The sequence below is a fragment of the Caldicellulosiruptor sp. DIB 104C genome (genome assembly GCF_028198085.1).
Taxonomy (GTDB): Bacteria; Bacillota; Thermoanaerobacteria; order Caldicellulosiruptorales; family Caldicellulosiruptoraceae; genus Caldicellulosiruptor; species Caldicellulosiruptor saccharolyticus.
This window is the reverse complement of the sequence record NZ_CP116337.1, coordinates 1,172,513-1,191,284: the sequence shown is the minus strand read 5'-3', so window position 1 is coordinate 1,191,284 and position 18,772 is coordinate 1,172,513. Positions and strand designations below refer to the sequence as shown.

General features: G+C 34.1%; 22 protein-coding genes and 1 other RNA gene. 20 read left to right on the top strand and 3 right to left on the bottom strand.

From position 1 onward, the window contains the following. Positions 1-3: 3 nt before the first annotated feature. Positions 4-1,002, bottom strand: coding sequence for an inorganic phosphate transporter (locus PGC14_RS05925; protein ID WP_039764386.1), 999 nt, complete (start codon positions 1,000-1,002; stop codon positions 4-6). Beyond that, positions 995-1,621, bottom strand: a complete 627-nt coding sequence (locus PGC14_RS05920; RefSeq protein WP_039764385.1) for a DUF47 domain-containing protein — start codon at positions 1,619-1,621, stop codon at positions 995-997. The genes PGC14_RS05925 and PGC14_RS05920 overlap by 8 nt, the downstream gene beginning before the upstream one ends. Positions 1,622-1,843: 222 nt before the next feature. On the opposite strand from PGC14_RS05920, the gene pstB reads away from it, so the two are divergent. From pstB to murJ, 15 genes are all read left to right on the top strand, one after another. Beyond that, on the top strand, positions 1,844-2,593 hold the full coding sequence (gene pstB, locus PGC14_RS05915; protein ID WP_271629778.1) for a phosphate ABC transporter ATP-binding protein PstB: 750 nt from the start codon (positions 1,844-1,846) through the stop codon (positions 2,591-2,593). A 27-nt stretch (positions 2,594-2,620) separates the two neighbouring features. Then, positions 2,621-3,283 carry a phosphate signaling complex protein PhoU gene (gene phoU, locus PGC14_RS05910; RefSeq protein ID WP_271629777.1) on the top strand — a complete coding sequence of 221 codons (663 nt, stop codon included), beginning with the start codon at positions 2,621-2,623 and terminating at the stop codon, positions 3,281-3,283. 14 nt (positions 3,284-3,297) lie between these two features. Continuing rightward, a complete protein-coding gene (locus PGC14_RS05905) occupies positions 3,298-3,828 on the top strand; it encodes a QueT transporter family protein (protein WP_039764382.1) in 531 nt (176 codons plus the stop codon). A 121-nt stretch (positions 3,829-3,949) separates the two neighbouring features. Continuing rightward, positions 3,950-5,122 carry an ATP phosphoribosyltransferase regulatory subunit gene (locus PGC14_RS05900; protein ID WP_271629776.1) on the top strand — a complete coding sequence of 391 codons (1,173 nt, stop codon included), beginning with the start codon at positions 3,950-3,952 and terminating at the stop codon, positions 5,120-5,122. Next, on the top strand, positions 5,119-5,748 hold the full coding sequence (hisG, locus tag PGC14_RS05895) for an ATP phosphoribosyltransferase (RefSeq protein ID WP_127351717.1): 630 nt from the start codon (positions 5,119-5,121) through the stop codon (positions 5,746-5,748). Before PGC14_RS05900 ends, hisG begins: the two co-directional genes overlap by 4 nt. After that, the gene (gene hisD, locus PGC14_RS05890) at positions 5,745-7,040 is read left to right on the top strand and encodes a histidinol dehydrogenase (protein WP_039764616.1); all 1,296 of its coding nucleotides are present in this window, start codon (positions 5,745-5,747) and stop codon (positions 7,038-7,040) included. The genes hisG and hisD overlap by 4 nt, the downstream gene beginning before the upstream one ends. Continuing rightward, on the top strand, positions 7,033-8,082 hold the full coding sequence (hisC, locus tag PGC14_RS05885) for a histidinol-phosphate transaminase (RefSeq protein WP_271629775.1): 1,050 nt from the start codon (positions 7,033-7,035) through the stop codon (positions 8,080-8,082). The genes hisD and hisC overlap by 8 nt, the downstream gene beginning before the upstream one ends. Before the next feature lie 2 nt (positions 8,083-8,084). Then, complete coding sequence (hisB, locus tag PGC14_RS05880) at positions 8,085-8,669, top strand: imidazoleglycerol-phosphate dehydratase HisB (protein ID WP_039764378.1); 585 nt, start codon at positions 8,085-8,087, stop codon at positions 8,667-8,669. Positions 8,670-8,671: 2 nt separating this feature from the next. Beyond that, positions 8,672-9,277 (top strand): imidazole glycerol phosphate synthase subunit HisH, encoded by a 606-nt coding sequence (hisH, locus tag PGC14_RS05875; protein ID WP_039764377.1) that lies wholly within the window; start codon positions 8,672-8,674, stop codon positions 9,275-9,277. Further along, a complete protein-coding gene (locus tag PGC14_RS05870) occupies positions 9,274-9,642 on the top strand; it encodes a HisA/HisF-related TIM barrel protein (protein ID WP_271629774.1) in 369 nt (122 codons plus the stop codon). Before hisH ends, PGC14_RS05870 begins: the two co-directional genes overlap by 4 nt. A gap of 7 nt (positions 9,643-9,649) precedes the next feature. Continuing rightward, entirely contained in the window at positions 9,650-9,988 is a 339-nt protein-coding gene (locus PGC14_RS05865; RefSeq protein ID WP_271629860.1) for a HisA/HisF-related TIM barrel protein, read from the top strand. Positions 9,989-10,013: 25 nt separating this feature from the next. Next, on the top strand, positions 10,014-10,766 hold the full coding sequence (gene hisF / locus PGC14_RS05860) for an imidazole glycerol phosphate synthase subunit HisF (RefSeq protein WP_039764375.1): 753 nt from the start codon (positions 10,014-10,016) through the stop codon (positions 10,764-10,766). A 1-nt stretch (position 10,767) separates the two neighbouring features. Further along, entirely contained in the window at positions 10,768-11,385 is a 618-nt protein-coding gene (hisIE, locus tag PGC14_RS05855; RefSeq protein ID WP_039764372.1) for a bifunctional phosphoribosyl-AMP cyclohydrolase/phosphoribosyl-ATP diphosphatase HisIE, read from the top strand. A 106-nt stretch (positions 11,386-11,491) separates the two neighbouring features. Continuing rightward, positions 11,492-12,571 carry a mannose-1-phosphate guanylyltransferase gene (locus tag PGC14_RS05850; protein WP_039764370.1) on the top strand — a complete coding sequence of 360 codons (1,080 nt, stop codon included), beginning with the start codon at positions 11,492-11,494 and terminating at the stop codon, positions 12,569-12,571. Between the two features lie 21 nt (positions 12,572-12,592). Beyond that, positions 12,593-14,164 carry a murein biosynthesis integral membrane protein MurJ gene (murJ, locus tag PGC14_RS05845; protein ID WP_271629773.1) on the top strand — a complete coding sequence of 524 codons (1,572 nt, stop codon included), beginning with the start codon at positions 12,593-12,595 and terminating at the stop codon, positions 14,162-14,164. Here murJ and PGC14_RS05840 read toward each other — a convergent pair. Then, on the bottom strand, positions 14,142-14,630 hold the full coding sequence (locus tag PGC14_RS05840; protein ID WP_039764367.1) for a GNAT family N-acetyltransferase: 489 nt from the start codon (positions 14,628-14,630) through the stop codon (positions 14,142-14,144). The genes murJ and PGC14_RS05840 overlap by 23 nt on opposite strands. A 65-nt stretch (positions 14,631-14,695) precedes the next feature. On the opposite strand from PGC14_RS05840, the gene nth reads away from it, so the two are divergent. From nth to ssrS, 5 genes are all read left to right on the top strand, one after another. Then, on the top strand, positions 14,696-15,352 hold the full coding sequence (gene nth, locus PGC14_RS05835; RefSeq protein ID WP_039764366.1) for an endonuclease III: 657 nt from the start codon (positions 14,696-14,698) through the stop codon (positions 15,350-15,352). A 173-nt stretch (positions 15,353-15,525) separates the two neighbouring features. Further along, positions 15,526-16,458, top strand: a complete 933-nt coding sequence (locus PGC14_RS05830; protein ID WP_039764365.1) for an acyl-CoA dehydratase activase-related protein — start codon at positions 15,526-15,528, stop codon at positions 16,456-16,458. Beyond that, complete coding sequence (locus tag PGC14_RS05825; protein WP_039764364.1) at positions 16,430-17,524, top strand: acyl-CoA dehydratase activase-related protein; 1,095 nt, start codon at positions 16,430-16,432, stop codon at positions 17,522-17,524. Before PGC14_RS05830 ends, PGC14_RS05825 begins: the two co-directional genes overlap by 29 nt. Next, positions 17,493-18,488, top strand: a complete 996-nt coding sequence (locus PGC14_RS05820; RefSeq protein ID WP_039764363.1) for an acyl-CoA dehydratase activase — start codon at positions 17,493-17,495, stop codon at positions 18,486-18,488. Before PGC14_RS05825 ends, PGC14_RS05820 begins: the two co-directional genes overlap by 32 nt. Before the next feature lie 34 nt (positions 18,489-18,522). Beyond that, positions 18,523-18,731, top strand: a non-coding RNA gene (ssrS, locus tag PGC14_RS05815) — 6S RNA. The last annotated feature ends 41 nt before the right edge of the window (positions 18,732-18,772 follow it).

Here is an 18,772-nt window from a genome sequence, read left to right as displayed (position 1 = left end):
GTGTTAAACAATTAGATTAATAACCCATGCAATCACTCCGCCAATTAAACTGCACATAGGGATTGTCAAAATCCAAGCAATCACAATATTTTTTGCAATTCCCCATCTTACTGCTGAGAATTTTTTACATGCACCAACTCCCATAATTGAAGATGAAATTACATGTGTTGTTGAGACAGGTGCACCAATATGGGTTGCAAACTGAATTGTAAGTGCTGCTCCTGTCTCCGCAGCAAAGCCATTGATGGGTGCTAACTTTATTATCTTAATACCCATCGTCTTTATTATTCTCCAGCCACCAAAAGAAGTACCAAGTGCCATTGCAAGTGCGCAAGCGAATTTTACCCAATCAGGTACAACAAAGTTATTTAAAATCCCTGCGCTCACAAGTGCCATTGTAATTATTCCCATTGATTTTTGAGCATCATTTGAACCGTGACTATATGCCATCCACATTGCAGAGAGTATTTGTAGTTTTGAAAAATATTTATTTACAATATTAGGATGAACCTTAGCAAATACTATGTAAAGAATCATCATAAACAAGTATCCAAAAACAAAACCCAACACAGGCGAGATAATGAGTGGCAGTACTATTTTTTTAACAAATCCTATCCAGTTTATATCAGAAAGTGACTTTGTAGTAACAATTGCAGCGCCAATCAGACCACCTATTATTGCATGTGATGAAGAGGAAGGTATTCCCCACCACCAGGTAAGTAAATCCCAAACAATTGCTGCGATAACAGCCGCAAGCACGAGGTATTCTGTTACAAACTTTGGGTCCACTATTCCATGGCCTATAGTTTTTGCAACCTCTGTGTTAATCATTGCACCAAAGAAGTTAAAAACTGCTGACATAAGTATTGCAGTTCTTGGTGTCAAAACACGTGTTGAAACAGATGTTGCAATGGCGTTTGCCGTATCATGAAACCCGTTTATAAAATCAAAAGTCAAAGCCAGGATGATTATTAAAAGAAGATTTAGTGGAATACTATGCATTTTTTGTCATGACTCCTTCTATTACATTTGCAACATCTTCACAGGCATCTAAGGTATCTTCTAAAAATCCAAATATTTCTTTCCAGATGATGACCTCAATAGGCTTGTCCCTGTTTTCTGAAAACAATTTCTTTATTGCATTCCTATAGACAATATCACCCTCATCCTCAATTCTATTGACCTCGATTATCTTTTCTTTAATTGATTTTGTGTTTTTCAAATCTTTTAGGTTTTCCACAACACTTTTTAACTCTTTTGTGCAATTAATTATCATTTCAGAAAGAATCTTAGCTTCAGGCTTTATTTGGTTAACATTGTAAATTTCGAATCTGTGTGCTACCGTCTCAAGTGCATCAACAATGTTGTCAATTTCTTTTATGATTGCAAACAAATCCTCTCTGTCAAGAGGGGTAATGAAAGTTCTGTTGAGAAGTTCAATTACCTGATGTGTAATATCATCGCCTCTATTTTCGGCTTTTTCGAGCTCTGCAAGGTATTTACTCATATTTGAAAGATTATTAATGAGTTGATTTAACATTACTGCTGATTGATAAGCATTTTCAATTGCATTGTTCAGGAGAACAAAAAATTGATTTTCTTTTGGGATAATACTCCACATTCTTCTACAACCCCTTTTTAAAGTTTTGTCACAAAGTCCATTTTAATAGAAAAGGCGTCTATGCTTCAATGGGAAGAATCTTATAAAAAGTTTTTACATTGCACAAAGAATATTATATAATATTTAACACAGTTTTAACATACATTAAATAAAAATTTAAAATCATGAGTGTATAATCAATTAATTGTAGTATCAAAATGGGTAGGGAGAGGTTGTTTAAACATGGCTATTATAGAGACAAAAGATTTAAATTTATATTACGGTGACAACCATGCTCTTAAAAATATAAACATAAAGATAAATGAAAAATCCATTACCGCCTTAATTGGTCCATCTGGTTGTGGAAAATCTACATTTTTGAGAACTCTTAACCGCATGAATGACCTTATTGAAAATGTGAGAATAGAAGGTAAGGTCTATTTTGAAAACAAGGATATTTATAAAGACATTGATGTTATAAGCCTCAGAAAAAAGATTGGAATGGTATTTCAAAAGCCAAATCCTTTCCCAATGAGTATATATGACAATGTGGCGTACGGTCCCAGAATACATGGGATTAAGAAAAAGGAGATACTTGATGAGATTGTAGAGAACAGTTTAAGAAAAGCATACCTTTGGGAAGAGGTAAAAGATAGGCTAAAAAAAAGTGCGTTTTCATTATCTGGAGGTCAGCAGCAAAGACTGTGTATTGCAAGAGTTTTGGCAGTGGAACCTGAGGTCATTTTACTTGATGAACCAACTTCTGCACTTGACCCAATTTCCACTTTAAAAATAGAAGAGCTGTTAGAGGAACTCAAGAAAAATTATACAATTGTAATAGTCACTCACAATATGCAACAAGCGGCAAGAATATCTGACTGGACAGGATTTTTCCTAAATGGTGAACTTATCGAATATGATAGGACAATTACTATTTTTAACACACCAAAGGATAAGAGAACTGAGGATTATATAACAGGCAGATTCGGATAATAATAAGTGCGAGGTGATTTTTAAAAGATGACAAGACCAACATTTGAAAATGAACTAAAAGAGTTACACTTAGATATCCTGAAGATGGGGGCAATGGCTGAGGAGGCAATTGACAAAGCAATACATGCCTTAAAGACTAAAGATATTGATCTTGCGCAAAAGATTATTGAAAATGATGACAAGATTGATACTCTTACTGAAGAGATAGAGAAAAAGTGTGCCATCGTAATTGCAACTCAGCAGCCTCTTGCAAGCGACCTGAGGCTTATAATCACTGCTATGAGGATTGCCACAGACATTGAGAGAATTGCGGACCATGCAGAAGATATTTCCCAGATAACAATCAAATTAGCAAAGGAATCGTTTATAAAGCCTCTTATTGACATTCCAAAGATGGCGGATATCACTCGTTCTATGTTAAAAGATGCACTTGACTCTTATGTGAATTCTGATATAGATCTTGCAAAATCTGTTGTGAAAAGAGATGACGTAGTAGACCAGATGTATCAAAGTTTAATAGATGAATTAGAACAGATAATGAAAGAAAATTCAGATGCTATTTCACAGTGTATACAATTTTTACTTGTTATAAAATATTTAGAGAGGATAGCAGACCACTCAACCAATATAGCTGAATGGGTGGTTTATAAAATAACAGGAATGCACAAGCACGATTGGGAGACAAAGTAGGAGGAGCCAAATTGATGAAAAAAATTAACCTTCTGGTTATTGCAAGGGCAGCATTGATTGCTGCACTTTATTTTGTTTTGACCTCATTTTTACCTGCGATATCTTACGGACCCATACAAGTAAGAATTTCTGAGGCTTTGACTCTTCTTCCTGCTCTGATGCCAGTATCCGCAACTATTGGACTTTTTGTAGGCTGCTTTTTAGCAAATCTTTATGGAATGGTAATGAGCATAACTGGAATATATGATGTTATATTTGGATCTTTGGCTACTTTGATTGCTGCTATAATAACAACTAAAATTAAGAAAAGAGCATTTTTACCCTTGCCGACAATAATTGTGAATGCTATAGTAGTTTCGAGTTATATTTGGTACTATTTTATAAACAGCTTGAAAATAGAGTGGTTAAAAAGCTTGAACCCTATTTTGAGATATCTATTTACTGTAATTTCCATCGGAACCGGTGAGGCAATTGCAACGTATATTTTAGGACTACCCTTGTTCATAGCTGTTGAAAAACAGCTCAGAGGTAAAAAACTACTCTGAATACAAAAGTGGGGCCATTTTTGGCTCCACTTTTTTGTTGCTTTTTTTCGGCTTTTGTAATATAATATATCGTGATATTTATTCATCACTTCATCATGATAAAGCAAAGAAGGGAAGAAAAATGAGTAAAAAATTTGTGGATTACTATCCTTTGACAAGTGAGCTGTTAGAAGAAATACGAAGAAAGACATTGTATTTATTTAAAAAATTTGGCTATCAACTAATAGAACCGTCTATGTTTGAAGAATATGAAAAATCAAGAAGTTTAAATGGGCAAAATTCAATAAAATTTATGGACAGTGATGGAACAATTATATCTCTAAGAAGTGAATTTACACCAAAAGTAGCAGAGATTGGAGCTAAAAATGGAGGGGAAATTTATCCCATTAAATACTGCTACTTTGGAAGAGCCTTTCAGTTTCTGCAACAGGAGGCTGGGGACCTAAGAGAGTTTTACCAAGCTGGGGTTGAAAACTTTCATACATCGGACAGTTATTACATAGATTTAGAAATTTTGATTTTGGCAATTGAAAGTCTTTTGCAGCTGGGAGTTGACAATTTCACAATTGATATTGGAGAGGTCAACTTTTTTAAAGGAATAGCAGCGGACTACGGAATAGACGATGCTTCAGCAGAAATTTTGTGTAAGTTGGTAGATAAAAAGGATTATATTGGAATCGAGAATTTCTTGATAAAGAAAGGAATTTCAGAGAAGGTAATAGATGTTTTTAGAAACCTTACTCGATTGTATGGTAAAAAAGATAAGATAAACGATGCTTATAAGTTTGCTAAGAATGAAATCTCAAAATCTGCAATAGAGAGGTTAAAGGAAATATTTGATAAACTAAGTAACCTGGGGTATGAAAAATACATTTCAATTGACTTTGGAATGGTAAAGCATTTAAACTATTACACAGGAATAATATTTTCTGGCTATCTTCCTAAATTAGGGTATCCAGTTTTGAATGGAGGAAGGTATGACAACTTATGTGAAACATTTGGTAGGAAATTGTATGCTATTGGGTTTGCACTGGGAGTGGACAGAATTTTAAACTGGCTGATGAGAGGCGGTAAGGCGAAAGTTAAACTTTACAAAGCTGCTTTATTTTATAAAGAAGGATTTTTTGAGATTGCAATTGAAAAACTTTTGAGGCTTGAAAAAGAGGTTTATTTTTGTAGCAATCCAATTGATATTCAACAAGCTTTCAATATAAGCAAAGAACTCAAAATAGGTGAATTTTACTATATTGATGAAGAGGGAATAAAAAGATATGATGTGGAGGATCAGAAATGATAACAATAGCATTGCCAAAGGGAAGATTAACCGAAGAGGCAACTGAGCTCTTTCAAAGATCTTCTCTTATTTCCATTGATATCTCTCAAGAGACAAGGAAACTTGTACTTGAGGACCCACGTGGTAATCTTCGATTTTTAATGGTAAAACCCTTTGATGTTCCCACATATGTAGAATATGGAATTGCTGACATGGGAATTGTAGGCAAAGATGTTTTACTTGAGGTAAACAAAAAGGTATATGAGCTCTTAGATCTGAAAATTGGAAAGTGCTTTATTGCATTAGCAGGTCCAAAAGGCTTGAGAGAAGAGCTTTTAAAAAAGTCAGAAAAGATAATAGCTACAAAGTTTCCTAATATAACAAAAGAATATTTTGAAAATGTCCTTGGCGAAGATGTGCAGATAATAAAGCTCAATGGTTCTGTAGAGCTTGCTCCTATTTTGGGACTTTCTGACATGATAGTGGACATTGTTGAGAGTGGGAGAACTCTCAGAGAAAATGGACTTGAGGTGTATGAAAAGCTCTATGATATAAGTGCGCGTTTGATTATAAACAGAGCAAGTCTTAAATTAAAGAGTGAAATAGAAGGAGTTGTAAATTGTTTAGAAAGGATGATATTGCAGTGAAGATATTAAAAGATAATAAAGAATTAGAACAATTTTTAAGCAATTTAAATTCTATTGGTTATCAGGCTGTTGAGGAGATAGAAGACAAAGTTAAAAAAATAATTGCAGACGTGAAATTAAAAAAAGATGAAGCTGTTTTGGGTTATACAAGACTTTTTGACTGTAAAGAATTTGATCTTGAGGATTTAATTGTAAAAGAGGAAGAAATTGATAGAGCTTTTTTTGAATGCCAAAAAGAGGATGAGAAATTTGTGCAAGCTTTAAAATTGACTTATGAAAATATCTATCAATATCACTTAAAACAAAAAGAAGAGACTTGGATTTTTACTAAAGATGATACAATTTTAGGTCAGATAGTACGGCCATTAGAAAGAGTTGGAATTTATGTACCAGGTGGTAATGGTTCATACCCTTCAACCGTTTTGATGAATTCTATACCTGCAAAGGTAGCAGGTGTAAAGGAAATAATTATGGTGACTCCTCCAGACAAAGAGAAGAAGATAAATAAATATACCTTGGCAGCTGCCAAAATATGTGGAGTAAATAAAATTTTTAAAGTTGGAGGAGCGCAAGCAATTGCTGCACTTGCTTTTGGGACAGAGTTGATTCCAAAAGTAGATAAAATTGTTGGACCAGGAAATATTTATGTTGCTATTGCTAAAAAAATTTTGTTTGGAAATGTGGACATTGACTCCATTGCAGGTCCGAGTGAGGTTTTGATTATTGCAGACAGCTTTGCAAACCCCAAATATGTGGCAGCAGATTTGCTATCTCAGGCAGAGCATGACACAATGGCAAGAAGTATTTTAATAACAACTTCTCAAGACCTCGCCCTTGAGGTAAATAAAAAAGTAGATGAGATGTTAAAAGCAAATCCAAACCAAATAGCTGCTCAGTCTATTGAAAGAAATGGTGTAATAATAATAGTTGAGGATTTAGATGATGCGGTTGAGATTGCAAATAGAATTTGTCCTGAGCATCTTGAGCTTTGCTGCAAAAATCCAGAAGATTTAATCTTTAAAATAAAGAATGCAGGTGCAATCTTTGTTGGAGAATTTTCACCGGAACCAATTGGTGACTATATCGCAGGACCAAATCATGTGCTGCCTACATCTGGTACTGCTCGATTTTTCTCGCCTCTTGGCGTTTATGATTTTGTCAAGAGAATTAGTTTGATAAAATATTCGAAAGAACAATTTTTAAAGGATGCACCATTTGCAATTGAAATTGCAGAAAAAGAAAGGTTTTTATTTCACGCAAACTCTTTGAAAGTGAGGTTAGAAGATGTTTAGAGCAAAATTAGATTCATTTTCTAATTACTCAACCCCAATTTTTGAGCATCTTGTAAAAGCTGATGCAAATGAAAACCTCTTGGACTATCCTGAAGATCTAAAAGTTCTTATAAATTATGCTTTGCAAGAACATATTAAAAGTTTGTGTTTTTATCCGGAGATAAATTCGCAGCCTTTAAAAGAAGAACTTGCAAAGTTCTACGGTCTTGAAAAAGAAAACTTTATAATCGGAAACGGCTCAGACCAGCTTATTCAACTCATTATCCAAGCCGCTTGTGAAAAGGATGATTTTATCTTCACACTCTATCCGTCCTTTACAATGTACAAAATTACAGCTGAGCTATTTGATGTAAACCATAGTTTTATAGATATTACACAAAATTGGGAAATCGATGTCGAAAAGGTTATTAAAAAGATAGGTCAAAATGACAAAATTAAAGTAGTTTTCATTGATACACCAAACAACCCAACAGGTATAGCATTGGAATATGAAAAAGTCAAGCTGATTGCAGAGTCTTTTCCAGAAAGACTAATTGTAATTGACAATGCGTATGGTGAATACTGTGATATTGATTATCTTGATTTAGTTCTCAAAAATAAAAATGTGATACTGTTAAAGACATTTTCTAAAATAGGATTTGCAGGAATAAGATGTGGGTATGGGATTGCAAATGAGAAGATTATTGAAAATTTACATAAAGTCAAACCACCTTATAATGTAAATACCTTGACACAACAAATTGCAATAACGGTTTTGAAAAATTTCAACAAACTAAAAGATAACATTGAGCTTATAAAAAGTGAAAGGCTAAGGATGACGAGAAGCTTACAAGAATTTTACTTTATTTTGCCATCCCAGGCAAATTTTATATCAATAGTAGATGAGGAAGCTGACTCCATTTTTGACTATTTGAAGGAAAAAAAGATTCTTGTCAAAAAGTTTAACATGGGGAACAAAAAGCTTCTCAGAATTACATTGGGCAAACCTAAAGATAATGATATAATATTAGAAAACCTTATCAGTTACAAGAGAGGTAAATAACCATGAACCCGCGCATTGCTGAAGTCCAAAGAAAAACTAAAGAGACAGAAATCAGGATAGTTTTGAACATTGACGGCGATGGAGATTATAAAATTTCAACAGGGATAGGTTTTTTTGACCATATGCTACAGCTATTTTCCCATCATGGCAAATTTAACATTCAGCTTGAAGCAAAAGGTGACCTTTATATTGACGACCATCACACAATTGAAGATGTGGGGATAGTGTTAGGGCAGGCATTTTTAAAAGCCGTTTCGGACAAGAGAGGCATAAAAAGATATTCTCATATAATCTTGCCAATGGATGAAGCGCTTGTTATGGTTGCTATTGATATCTCTGGAAGGCCTTATTTAGCTTTTGATGTAGATTTTAGGTTACCAAAAATTGGTGAGATGACATCCCAAATGGTGGTTGAATTTTTCAGAGCGTTTGTCTCTTCTGCCAAAGTAACTCTTCACATAAAGAAAATATCAGGTGAGAACGATCATCACATTTGTGAGGCAATTTTCAAAGCGTTTGGCAGAGTTTTAAAAGATGCTTGTACAATTGTTGATGACAAAATACCTTCCTCAAAAGGAGTGCTGTGAATTTGAAAAGGATTTGCATTGTAGACTATGGAATGGGTAATTTGAGGAGTGTACAAAAGGCTTTTGAATACTTGGGATTTAGTCCTATTGTCACTTCAAACAAAGATGAAGTAGAAATGTGTGAAGCAATCGTATTGCCTGGAGTAGGTGCGTTTGATGTAGCTTATAAGAACCTTGAAAAGCTTGACTTGGTTGGTATTCTGAAAAGAAAGCTAAATGATGCTATTTTCCTTGGGATATGCTTGGGGTATCAACTTCTTTATGAATTCAGTGAAGAGGGAAATTGTGAAGGGCTAAAGGTTTTAAAAGGCAGTGTAAAAAGGTTTCCTAAAAAGGACACTATTAAGATTCCTCATATGGGGTGGAATAAGATAAAAGTGAAAAATAGCTCAAAACTTTTAAAAGGGTTAGATGGACAGTATGTTTACTTTGTTCACTCATACTATGTTGACAACAAGGACAAAGAGATAGTCTCATCTACATGTGAACATGGAATAGAGTTTGACTCTTCTATTGAAAAAGGAAATATCCTTGCGACACAATTTCATCCAGAAAAAAGTGGTGAGGTTGGGCTTGAAATCTTAAGAAATTTTGGGGGATTGATATGATTGTAATACCTGCAATAGACATAATTGATGGTAAGTGTGTAAGACTTACCCAAGGAGATTACAATAAAATCCATGAATACAATTCAGATCCTGTTGAGCAGGCAAGGTACTTTGAAAAAGAGGGCGCGCGTTACCTTCATGTAATTGATTTAGGCGGTGCAAAGAAAGGGAGTCCAGTTAATTTTGAAGTAATAAAGAGAATAAAAGAAGGTACAAGTTTGACTATAGAATGTGGTGGAGGTATAAGAGATAAAAAGACAATAAATGATTACCTTTTGGCAGGAATTGACTATATCATTTTGGGTTCTATTATCTTTAAAAATCCTGAGTTTGTAAAAGATGCTCTAAAAAAAGTTTGGGAATGAAAAGTTTATATCGTCACTTGACTTTGAAGATGGATTTGTAAAGCTTTCTGGCTGGCAAGAAGCAACTCAAATTTCAATAGAAGAAGGGATTTTGCATATTAAAAAGTTGGGTTTTCAAAAACTTATATATACTGACATAAAAACTGACGGAATGTTAAAAGGTCACAACTTTGAAGCTGCAAAATATATTCGAAGTTTATTTGATGGATTTTTAATATCTTCAGGTGGAATTTCTTCCAAGGATGATATTTTAAAATTAAAAGGTATAGGTGTTGATGGTGTAATTATAGGCAAGGCTCTTTACACAGGGCACGTTAAGCTAAATGAGATAATCAATTTAGTTTGAAAAGCAAAAAAGGAGAAGATGGCTTATGGTTGCAAAGAGAATTATTCCTTGTCTTGATGTTAATAGAGGAAGAGTTGTGAAAGGCATAAATTTTATAAACCTTGTTGAGGCTGGAGATCCTGTTGAATGTGCCCAAAAATATAACCAGCTTGGTGCAGATGAGCTTGTATTTTTGGACATTACAGCCTCACATGAAGAAAGGAAGATAATGATTGATGTTGTAAAAAAGGTTGCAGAAAGAGTATTCATTCCTTTTACAGTAGGAGGAGGTATAAGGAATATAGAAGATATCCGAAATTTACTGTTAGCAGGTGCTGATAAAGTTTCAATAAACTCAGCAGCTGTGAAAAATCCTGATTTGATAAATGAATCTGCAAAAATCTTCGGTTCTCAGTGTATTGTTGTTGCAATAGATGCAAAGAGACACAAAGATGGTTTTCATGTGTATATAAACGGGGGCAGGATTGATACAGGTCTTGATGCTATAAAATGGGCGAAAGAAGTGGAAAAAAGAGGAGCTGGTGAAATCCTTTTGACTTCAATGGACAGAGATGGAACAAAAGCTGGCTATGATTTAGAGTTAACAGAAGCTGTGTGCTCAGCTGTTAATATTCCTGTTATTGCTTCAGGAGGTGCTGGCAGACCTCAGGACTTTTTAGAAGTTTTCAAAGTAGGTGCTGAGGCAGCACTGGCTGCGTCAATTTTTCATTTTGGTGAGATTTTAATTAGTGATCTGAAGCGATTTTTGAAAAATCATAATATTGAGGTGAGAACATAAGATGTTGGATTTATCAGCACTCAAATTTGACAAGAACGGACTTATTCCTGTGATTGTCCAAGATTTCAATACAAATGAAATTTTGATGTTAGCTTACATGAATGAAGAGAGTATAAACCTTACAATTGAGACAGGATATATGCACTATTTTAGCAGAAGTAGAAATAAAATATGGAAAAAAGGCGAGACATCTGGAAATTTTCAAAAAGTAAAGGCGTTGTATCTTGATTGTGATGGCGATGCTATATTAGCAATTGTTGAGCAAACAGGTGTGGCATGTCATACTGGAAATAAAACCTGTTTTTTTACAAACATTTTTGGAGAAGACAAGAAAAGTAAAGTTGATATTCTTTTTAAACTGATTGAAACAATAAATGACAGAAAGAAAAATAAAGTTGAAGGTTCATACACCTGTTATTTGTTCGAAAAAGGCCTTGACAAAATTCTCAAAAAAGTTGGCGAAGAGACTACAGAGGTAGTAATAGCTGCTAAGAATGGGTCAAAGGAAGAGGTTATATATGAAGTTTCAGACCTCATCTATCATTTGAGTGTACTACTTTCATATTTTGATTTGGACTGGACTGATATATTCAAGAGTTTAGAACAGAGAAGAAAGTAGTTAAGTTTTTTAAGACTTTGGATCTTTTCTGTTTTAAAACCTGAAAAATATTGTATAATATAAATGTTAAAGTTTATCTTATTTTGCTTGAAGGAGGGGTTTAAAAATGCAGAAATTTGCAGTAGTTATGGCAGGTGGTGGTGGCACAAGGTTCTGGCCTTTATCAAGGAGTTCGTCACCTAAGCAGTTTTTAAACCTCTCTGGAAATGACATATTAATAAATGAGACTATTGATAGAATATCTAGGGTAATTCCAAAGAAAAATATATTTATTGTAACAAATATAAACCAGAAAGAGATGATAGAAAAGGTTTTAGATAGCGAGGTTGATAGGGACAATATCATCTATGAGCCAATAGGCAGAAATACAGCTGCATGTATTTTATATGCAGCACTGAAAATTAAAAAGTTACATGAAGATGGAATTATGTGTGTATTCCCTTCTGACCACTATATAAAGGACAATGACGGATTTGCGGAGGTTTTAAATACCTGTATTGAGATTGCAGAAAAGACTGATAAACTAATAACAATTGGAATTAATCCAACATTCCCTTCAACGGGATATGGATATATCAAGTTTGATAAAGACTCGCAGGACAAGTATGACAAAAAAGCATATGAGGTTTTGGAATTTGTGGAAAAACCATCATTTGACAAGGCAAAATCTTATATAAAGAGTGGTAACTATCTGTGGAACAGTGGTATGTTTATATGGAAGCTTGACACAATTATCCAGAATTTTAACAGATTTTTGCCAAGGATATACAATAAATTTTACTCTATATATGAATACCTATGGTCAGAAGAGGAATTCAAATATGTAAGTGAGATATATCCAAGTTTGCAGGATATCTCAATTGACTATGGTATAATGGAAAGAGCCGATGAGGTTGTTGTTGTACCTGGGGATTTTGGTTGGAATGATGTGGGTTCATGGGACTCATTGGGTGCAATCTTTCCACCAGATGAGGACGGAAACATTATCAAGGCGTTGCATGTTGGTATAGATACACGCGACTGTATAATTTACGGGAATAATAGACTTATTGCTACCATCAATGTTTCAGACGTTATTATTGCAGAGACAGAGGATGCTGTTTTGGTTTGTGCAAAAAACAGAGCTCAGGATGTGAAAAAGATTGTTGAGATGCTCAAAGAAAAGAAATTGGACAAGTTCATATAAAAGTAAGAAAGGCGGTCTTGTATGTCTGATAATACAAAAAGGATTACAAAAGCAACCTTTTTGGTGGTAATGGCAACAATATTGTCAAAGTTATTTGGATTTTTTCGTGAGGTTGTGTTAGGGGCGTTTTACGGAACAAGCTATAAATTGGATTCACTAATTGCTGCCCAGCTGTTGCCGGGCGTTTTTTTTGCAAGTATATTGGCCTCGTTTTCAACAACATTTATACCAATTTACAATGAAATAGTAGTAAAAGAAGGAAGACAAAGAGCAAATAGGTTTGTAAATAAAGCCCTTTTTTTAATTGTTGCTTCTGCTTTTTTTATTGCAATTATTGGCTTTATTTTTTCACCTTTTATAGTTGACATAATATTTAAGGGTTTTGATTTGCCAAAAAAGCAGCTTACTTCACAGCTTATGAGGATTACTTTCTTTTATATAATCTTTTTAGGAGCTAATTATATATTCCAAGGTTTTCTACAATCAAATGAAAATTTTGTTATTCCAGTATTGGTGGGACTTCCCTTTAATGCAATAATCATTCTTTCTGCTTTCCTCAAAGATTTGTTCGATATATACGCTGTTGCAATTGCCTTTGTTTTAGGATATCTTTCAATGGTGATATTTCAAATACCATTTGCCAAGAAAAAAGGCTTTAAATGGGAACTTGATTTTAATATAAACGATGAATATCTACAAAAGATGTTTAAACTTGTCTTGCCAGTTTTCATTGGTTCGTCTGTAATATCATTAAACTCTTTTGTGGATAGGTATTTAGCTTCATATTTGCAAGAAGGAAGTATTTCAGCATTAAACTATGCTGATAAACTCAACGGCTTAGTTTATGGCATCTTTAGTGCTTCAATTTCAGCAGTTATTTACCCTTATCTCTCACGGTTTTTTTCAAGTAATCTACAGGAAGAGTTCAAAAAGTATTTGATACTGTCAATTAACTCTCTAATTTTGATAATGATTCCAATTACATTTGGAGTTTTTATTCTTAGCAATGAAATAGTCCAAGTTGTCTACGAAAGAGGAGCGTTTAATAAAAAGTCTACATATCTCACAAGTGGCGCACTTATGTTTTTCTCCTTAGGGTATTTAGGGTATGCAGTAAGAGATATACTTAGCAGGACATTTTATTCAATCCAAGATACGTTGACACCTATGAAAAACGGGATATTTGCTGTTGCTGTTAACATTATTTTAAATGTAATTCTTGTGAAGTTTTTACAGCACAGAGGTTTAGCTCTTGGGACAAGTATTGTGGCATATGTGTCGGTATTTTTACTTTTAAGGAGCTTAATTAAGAGAGTAGGGAAAATAGGTTTAAAAAGTTCGTTAATTGTCCTTTTAAAAGCAATTTTTGCATCAGTGTGTATGTTAATAGCTATTATTCTTGCAAAGAAATTTGTATATATAACAACACCTCATTTGTTTTTAACACGAACAATAAATTTAGCAATCCAAATATTTTGTGGAGTAATTTCATATTCAGTTGTGATTTATCTTTTAAAGGTAAATGAAGTCAAGTGGCTCTTTGAAAACTCAAAGCTTGTGTTAAGCAAATTCAGAGATTTAGTTGCAAAATGACAACATCTAAATATCTGCCAAATTTATAACCTACATTATATAGTTTCCCAACCTCAACAAATCCTAAGGATTTGTGTAAGTTAAGACTTGGTTGATTTTCAGCACAGATTTTGGCAATAATATTTTTAAATCCATTTTCTCTTCCATTTTCAATCAAAAATTTTAAAAGCATTTTGCCAATACCTTTTCCTCTGTGAAGATGGTGGATATATATAGAATCTTCTACAGTAATAGAATATCCCTCTTTATCAGAAAAAGGTGATAGACAACCATAACCAATTATAAATTTTGAACTATCTTCAACTACATAAATTGGGTATTTAAAACTGTGTAGGTCAAAGAGTTTTAAAAAGTCCTCGGTAGATTTTGGCTGAGTATCAAATGTTGAGGATGAGTTTAAAACTTCGTAGTTATAAATTGATAAAATTTGTGGTATGTCAGTGATTGTAGCCTTCCTGATAATCATCTTTAAATCTCCTCCTTTTTTGGTCATTTTTAAATATCTAAAAAACAAATAGGGAGTGAACAAAGATTACAAAAACACAAAAGGCAATATACGTAATAGAAAAACTTTTAGAGATCTACCCAGAGCCAAAGTGTACCTTAGATTATGATAAACCATATGAGCTTTTAATAGCAACAATTTTAGCAGCCCAGAGTACTGATGAACGTGTAAATAAGATAACGCCTAAGCTTTTCAAAAAGTATCCTACGCTTGAACACTTTGCAAATGCTAATTTAGAAGAATTGGAAAGAGATATAAAACCTGTTGGGTTTTATAAAAACAAAGCAAAGAGTATAAAAGAAACAGCAAAGATTCTCATAGAAAAGTACAATGGCGTTTTGCCAGATAGCATTGAAGCGTTAACAAAGCTGAAGGGTGTGGGAAGAAAAACAGCAAATGTCATAATGGCAAACATCTTTGGAGTACCTTCCATAATAGTTGACACACATTGTATGAGACTTTCAAACAGAATTGGTTTTGTGAAAAGTAAAGACCCTGATAAGATAGAGTTTGAACTGAGAAAAATAGTTCCATTTGACATGTACACTATATTTAGCAATCTTATGGTTTATCATGGAAGGGCTACATGCAAAGCAAGAAAACCCAAGTGCAGAGAATGCATTATAAACAATGTATGCGACTTTTACAAGAGGTTGTCTAATGACATAATTCTAAATATTTAAAACCATAACCTACAATGCAGAAAAAGTGAATAAACCTCTAAATATTGAAGGTAAGGGGCTGTCAGTTCATCTTTTGGGGCAGTCCCTTATTTTTTTGTATTTTCTAAGGTGAATATGGGGATAATATGTAAATAGTCGATTAGAAATAGAAGATTAAAAAGGAGAAGAGAAACATGAAAATAGGAATTCCAAATAGCTTTTGTTATATCGGAATGGAAAAATTTTTGGCTAATTTTCTCTCAAAAATATCCGATGAGTCAGAAGTAATCTTCTCTGGGCCTACAACAAACGAGATGGTAGAGTTTGGAGTACAAAATAGTATAGAAGAGATTTGTATGCCCGCAAAGGTGTTCATTGGTCACGTTGAATACTTAGCAAAATACCAAAAAGTCGATGCTATTTTACTGCCAAGGCTGACCTCACTTAGGTATAGAACATATTCATGTCCGAAAATTATTGGAATTCCTGACTTAGTAAAAACACATTATACTAACATGAGGATAATCTCACCAGAACTAAACTTAAGAAATGGGATGTCTTATGTAAATGATTTTTTAGTAGAACTGGGCAAACATTTTACAAATGATAAAAGACAATTGAAAAAGATTGTAGAAGGCTTTACTAATAATAAACTTTTAGAATATTTGCCGCCAACCGTAAAAGACAAAAAGAATATTTTAGTCTTAGGACACAGTTATGTCATCTTTGACAATAATCTCAACAAAGATATTCTGCAAATTATAGAATCAAGTGGCTATAACCCAATCTATCCTTTATACCACCACATCTCAGACAAAGACGTTTCACTTGACTTACCAAAACCTTTCTTTTGGTCAACTGCTCAAAACATTTATGAATATTTTTATTGGGCTCAGAAAAATTTAAAACTTGACGGTGTTGTATATCTTATGACATTTGGCTGTGGAATGGATTCCATTTTAGAAGAGGTAATTAGGAGAAGTTGCAAGATATTGAATTTGCCTTATCTTTGTATTACCTTAGATGAACACTCTGCCAACGTCGGAATTCAGACAAGAATAGAAGCTTTTATTGACATGATTGGATGGAGGAGAGAGAATGAAGATTACATTTCCACACATGGGTAATCTCTATATGATTGCAAAACCACTTTTTGAAGAGCTTGGATTTGAAGTCATTGTCCCGCCACTGAATAACAGAAAGACTTTGGAGATTGGGAAAAACTACTCACCTGAATTTATATGTATGCCATTTAAGCTCAACATAGGAAACTTTGTTCAGGCAATTGAAATGGGTGCTGATACAATTGTGATGTTTGGTGGATGTGGTCCGTGCAGGTTTGGATACTATGGTGCACTTCAAAAGGAGATTTTAAAAGACGCTGGATTTGACGTCCAAATGATTGTAATTGAACCACTTCATTATGGAATTGAAAATTTTTTATCTGAAGCAGGGAAGGTTTTTGCCCAAAAAAACTTAATTGGTATTTTGCCTAAAATCTATAGTTTGGCAAAGATGATTGACAGGATTGAAAAAAGAGTGCATTTTCTAAGACCCAGGGAAATGGTAAAAGGAAATGTTGATAGGATATATAATCGATTTAGAATTGAGGCTTTGAAAACAAAAGGTATTGAACAGATGAAAAAGTTAACAGAAGCAACTACTGTACTTTTAGATAATGTGTATGTAGTAGATGAGAATGTAAAAAAGATTGGAATTGTAGGAGAGATATATACTATTATAGATGACTTTGCAAATCTCAATATTGAAAAAATAATTGGTGAGATGGGATATGAGGTGGAGAGAAATTTATATATTTCATACTGGATCGACAATCATTTGATATATCCATTGCTAAGAAAAAGAGACATAGTTGTGAAAAGACATTCAAAAGACATAATGAAGAATATGATTGGTGGTCATGCAAGAGAGACAATTGCCTACGCGAAATGGTTTGAAAGTAAGCATTTTGCCGGTATTGTTCATGTCTTTCCTCTCACATGTATGCCAGAGATTGTAGCAAAGTCTATATTGGCCGATCTCAGAAATGAATTTAGAGTGCCTCTATTGCACATTGTTGTAGATGAAATGGAAAGTGATGTGGGGCTAAAAACGCGTTTAGAGGCCTTTTTAGATTTAATCGAGTCAAGGAGTGAAAAAAGTGGACAAGCTAAACTGCTTTCTTGGAATTGATATAGGCTCTGTTAGTACAAACGTGGTATTGCTTAACGAGAATAACAACATTGTAGAAAGTATATATGTAAGAACAGAGGGCAGACCAATTGAAGTTTTGCAAAAAGTGCTTGCACAGCTTTATCAGAAGTATGGGGAGAGGTTAAAAATCTCAGGAGTTGGGGCAACAGGATCTGGTCGTAATCTTGCTGCAATAATGGTTGGAGCAGATACTGTAAAAAATGAGATTACAGCACATGCAAAGGCAGCAATTCACTTTATTCCAAATGTGAGAACAGTAATTGAGATAGGTGGACAGGACTCAAAGATAATTTTGATAAAAAACGAAATTGTAGTTGACTTTGCAATGAACACTATCTGTGCTGCAGGGACAGGTTCATTTTTGGATAGGCAAGCAGAGAGGCTAAACATTCCTATAGAAAGGCTTGGAGAGATAGCAATAAAATCTAAAAATCCTGTGAGGATTGCGGGAAGGTGTGCTGTGTTTGCAGAATCTGACATGATTCACAAACAACAGCTTGGACATCTTTCCGAAGATATCCTTTTTGGACTTTGTTTAGCGCTTGCAAGAAATTATATCTCAAACGTTGCAAAAGGTAAGACAATTGAAGAGCCTATTATATTTCAAGGTGGAGTTGCTGCAAACATCGCAATGAAAAAGGCGTTTGAACAGGTTTTGCAAAAAGAGATTGTTGTTCCTCAGTATTTTAATGTCATGGGAGCAATAGGTATAGCCCTTTTAGCAAAGGAGAAGACAAAGGGGCTTATAAGTAACTTTAAAGGGTTTGATTGTATCAACAACAGTAAGTTTGAAACAAGGGGATTTGAATGCAAAGGGTGTTCTAATAACTGTGAAGTAGTAGAATTTTACAACAATAATAACTTAGTTGCTACGTGGGGTGACAGGTGTCAGAGATACTCAAGTAGCAAAAATCACCATGTTGAAAAGTCGAAGAATCTGTGATATATTTAAATTAGAAAAGAAAGTAGCCCAAAAAGGAACTCTGCCGTGTGCGTTACAAGATGGTGAAGTTCCAGGCCAACACCATCATAAAAGGGAATCCGGAGTCCAATAGTGGCGCATAGGCTTCCCACCCAAGATTTTGTTTGGGTGACAAACAGGAAGTAATGCAAAGCTATTGGCAGGATACCCACCTGCTGAGGCAGGGTCTGGGAAACTCCCTGAGGACGGCATGGTGGAGTTCCTGAACAAAATGAAAAGAAAGTGTACAAAGGCCCATGAATTTA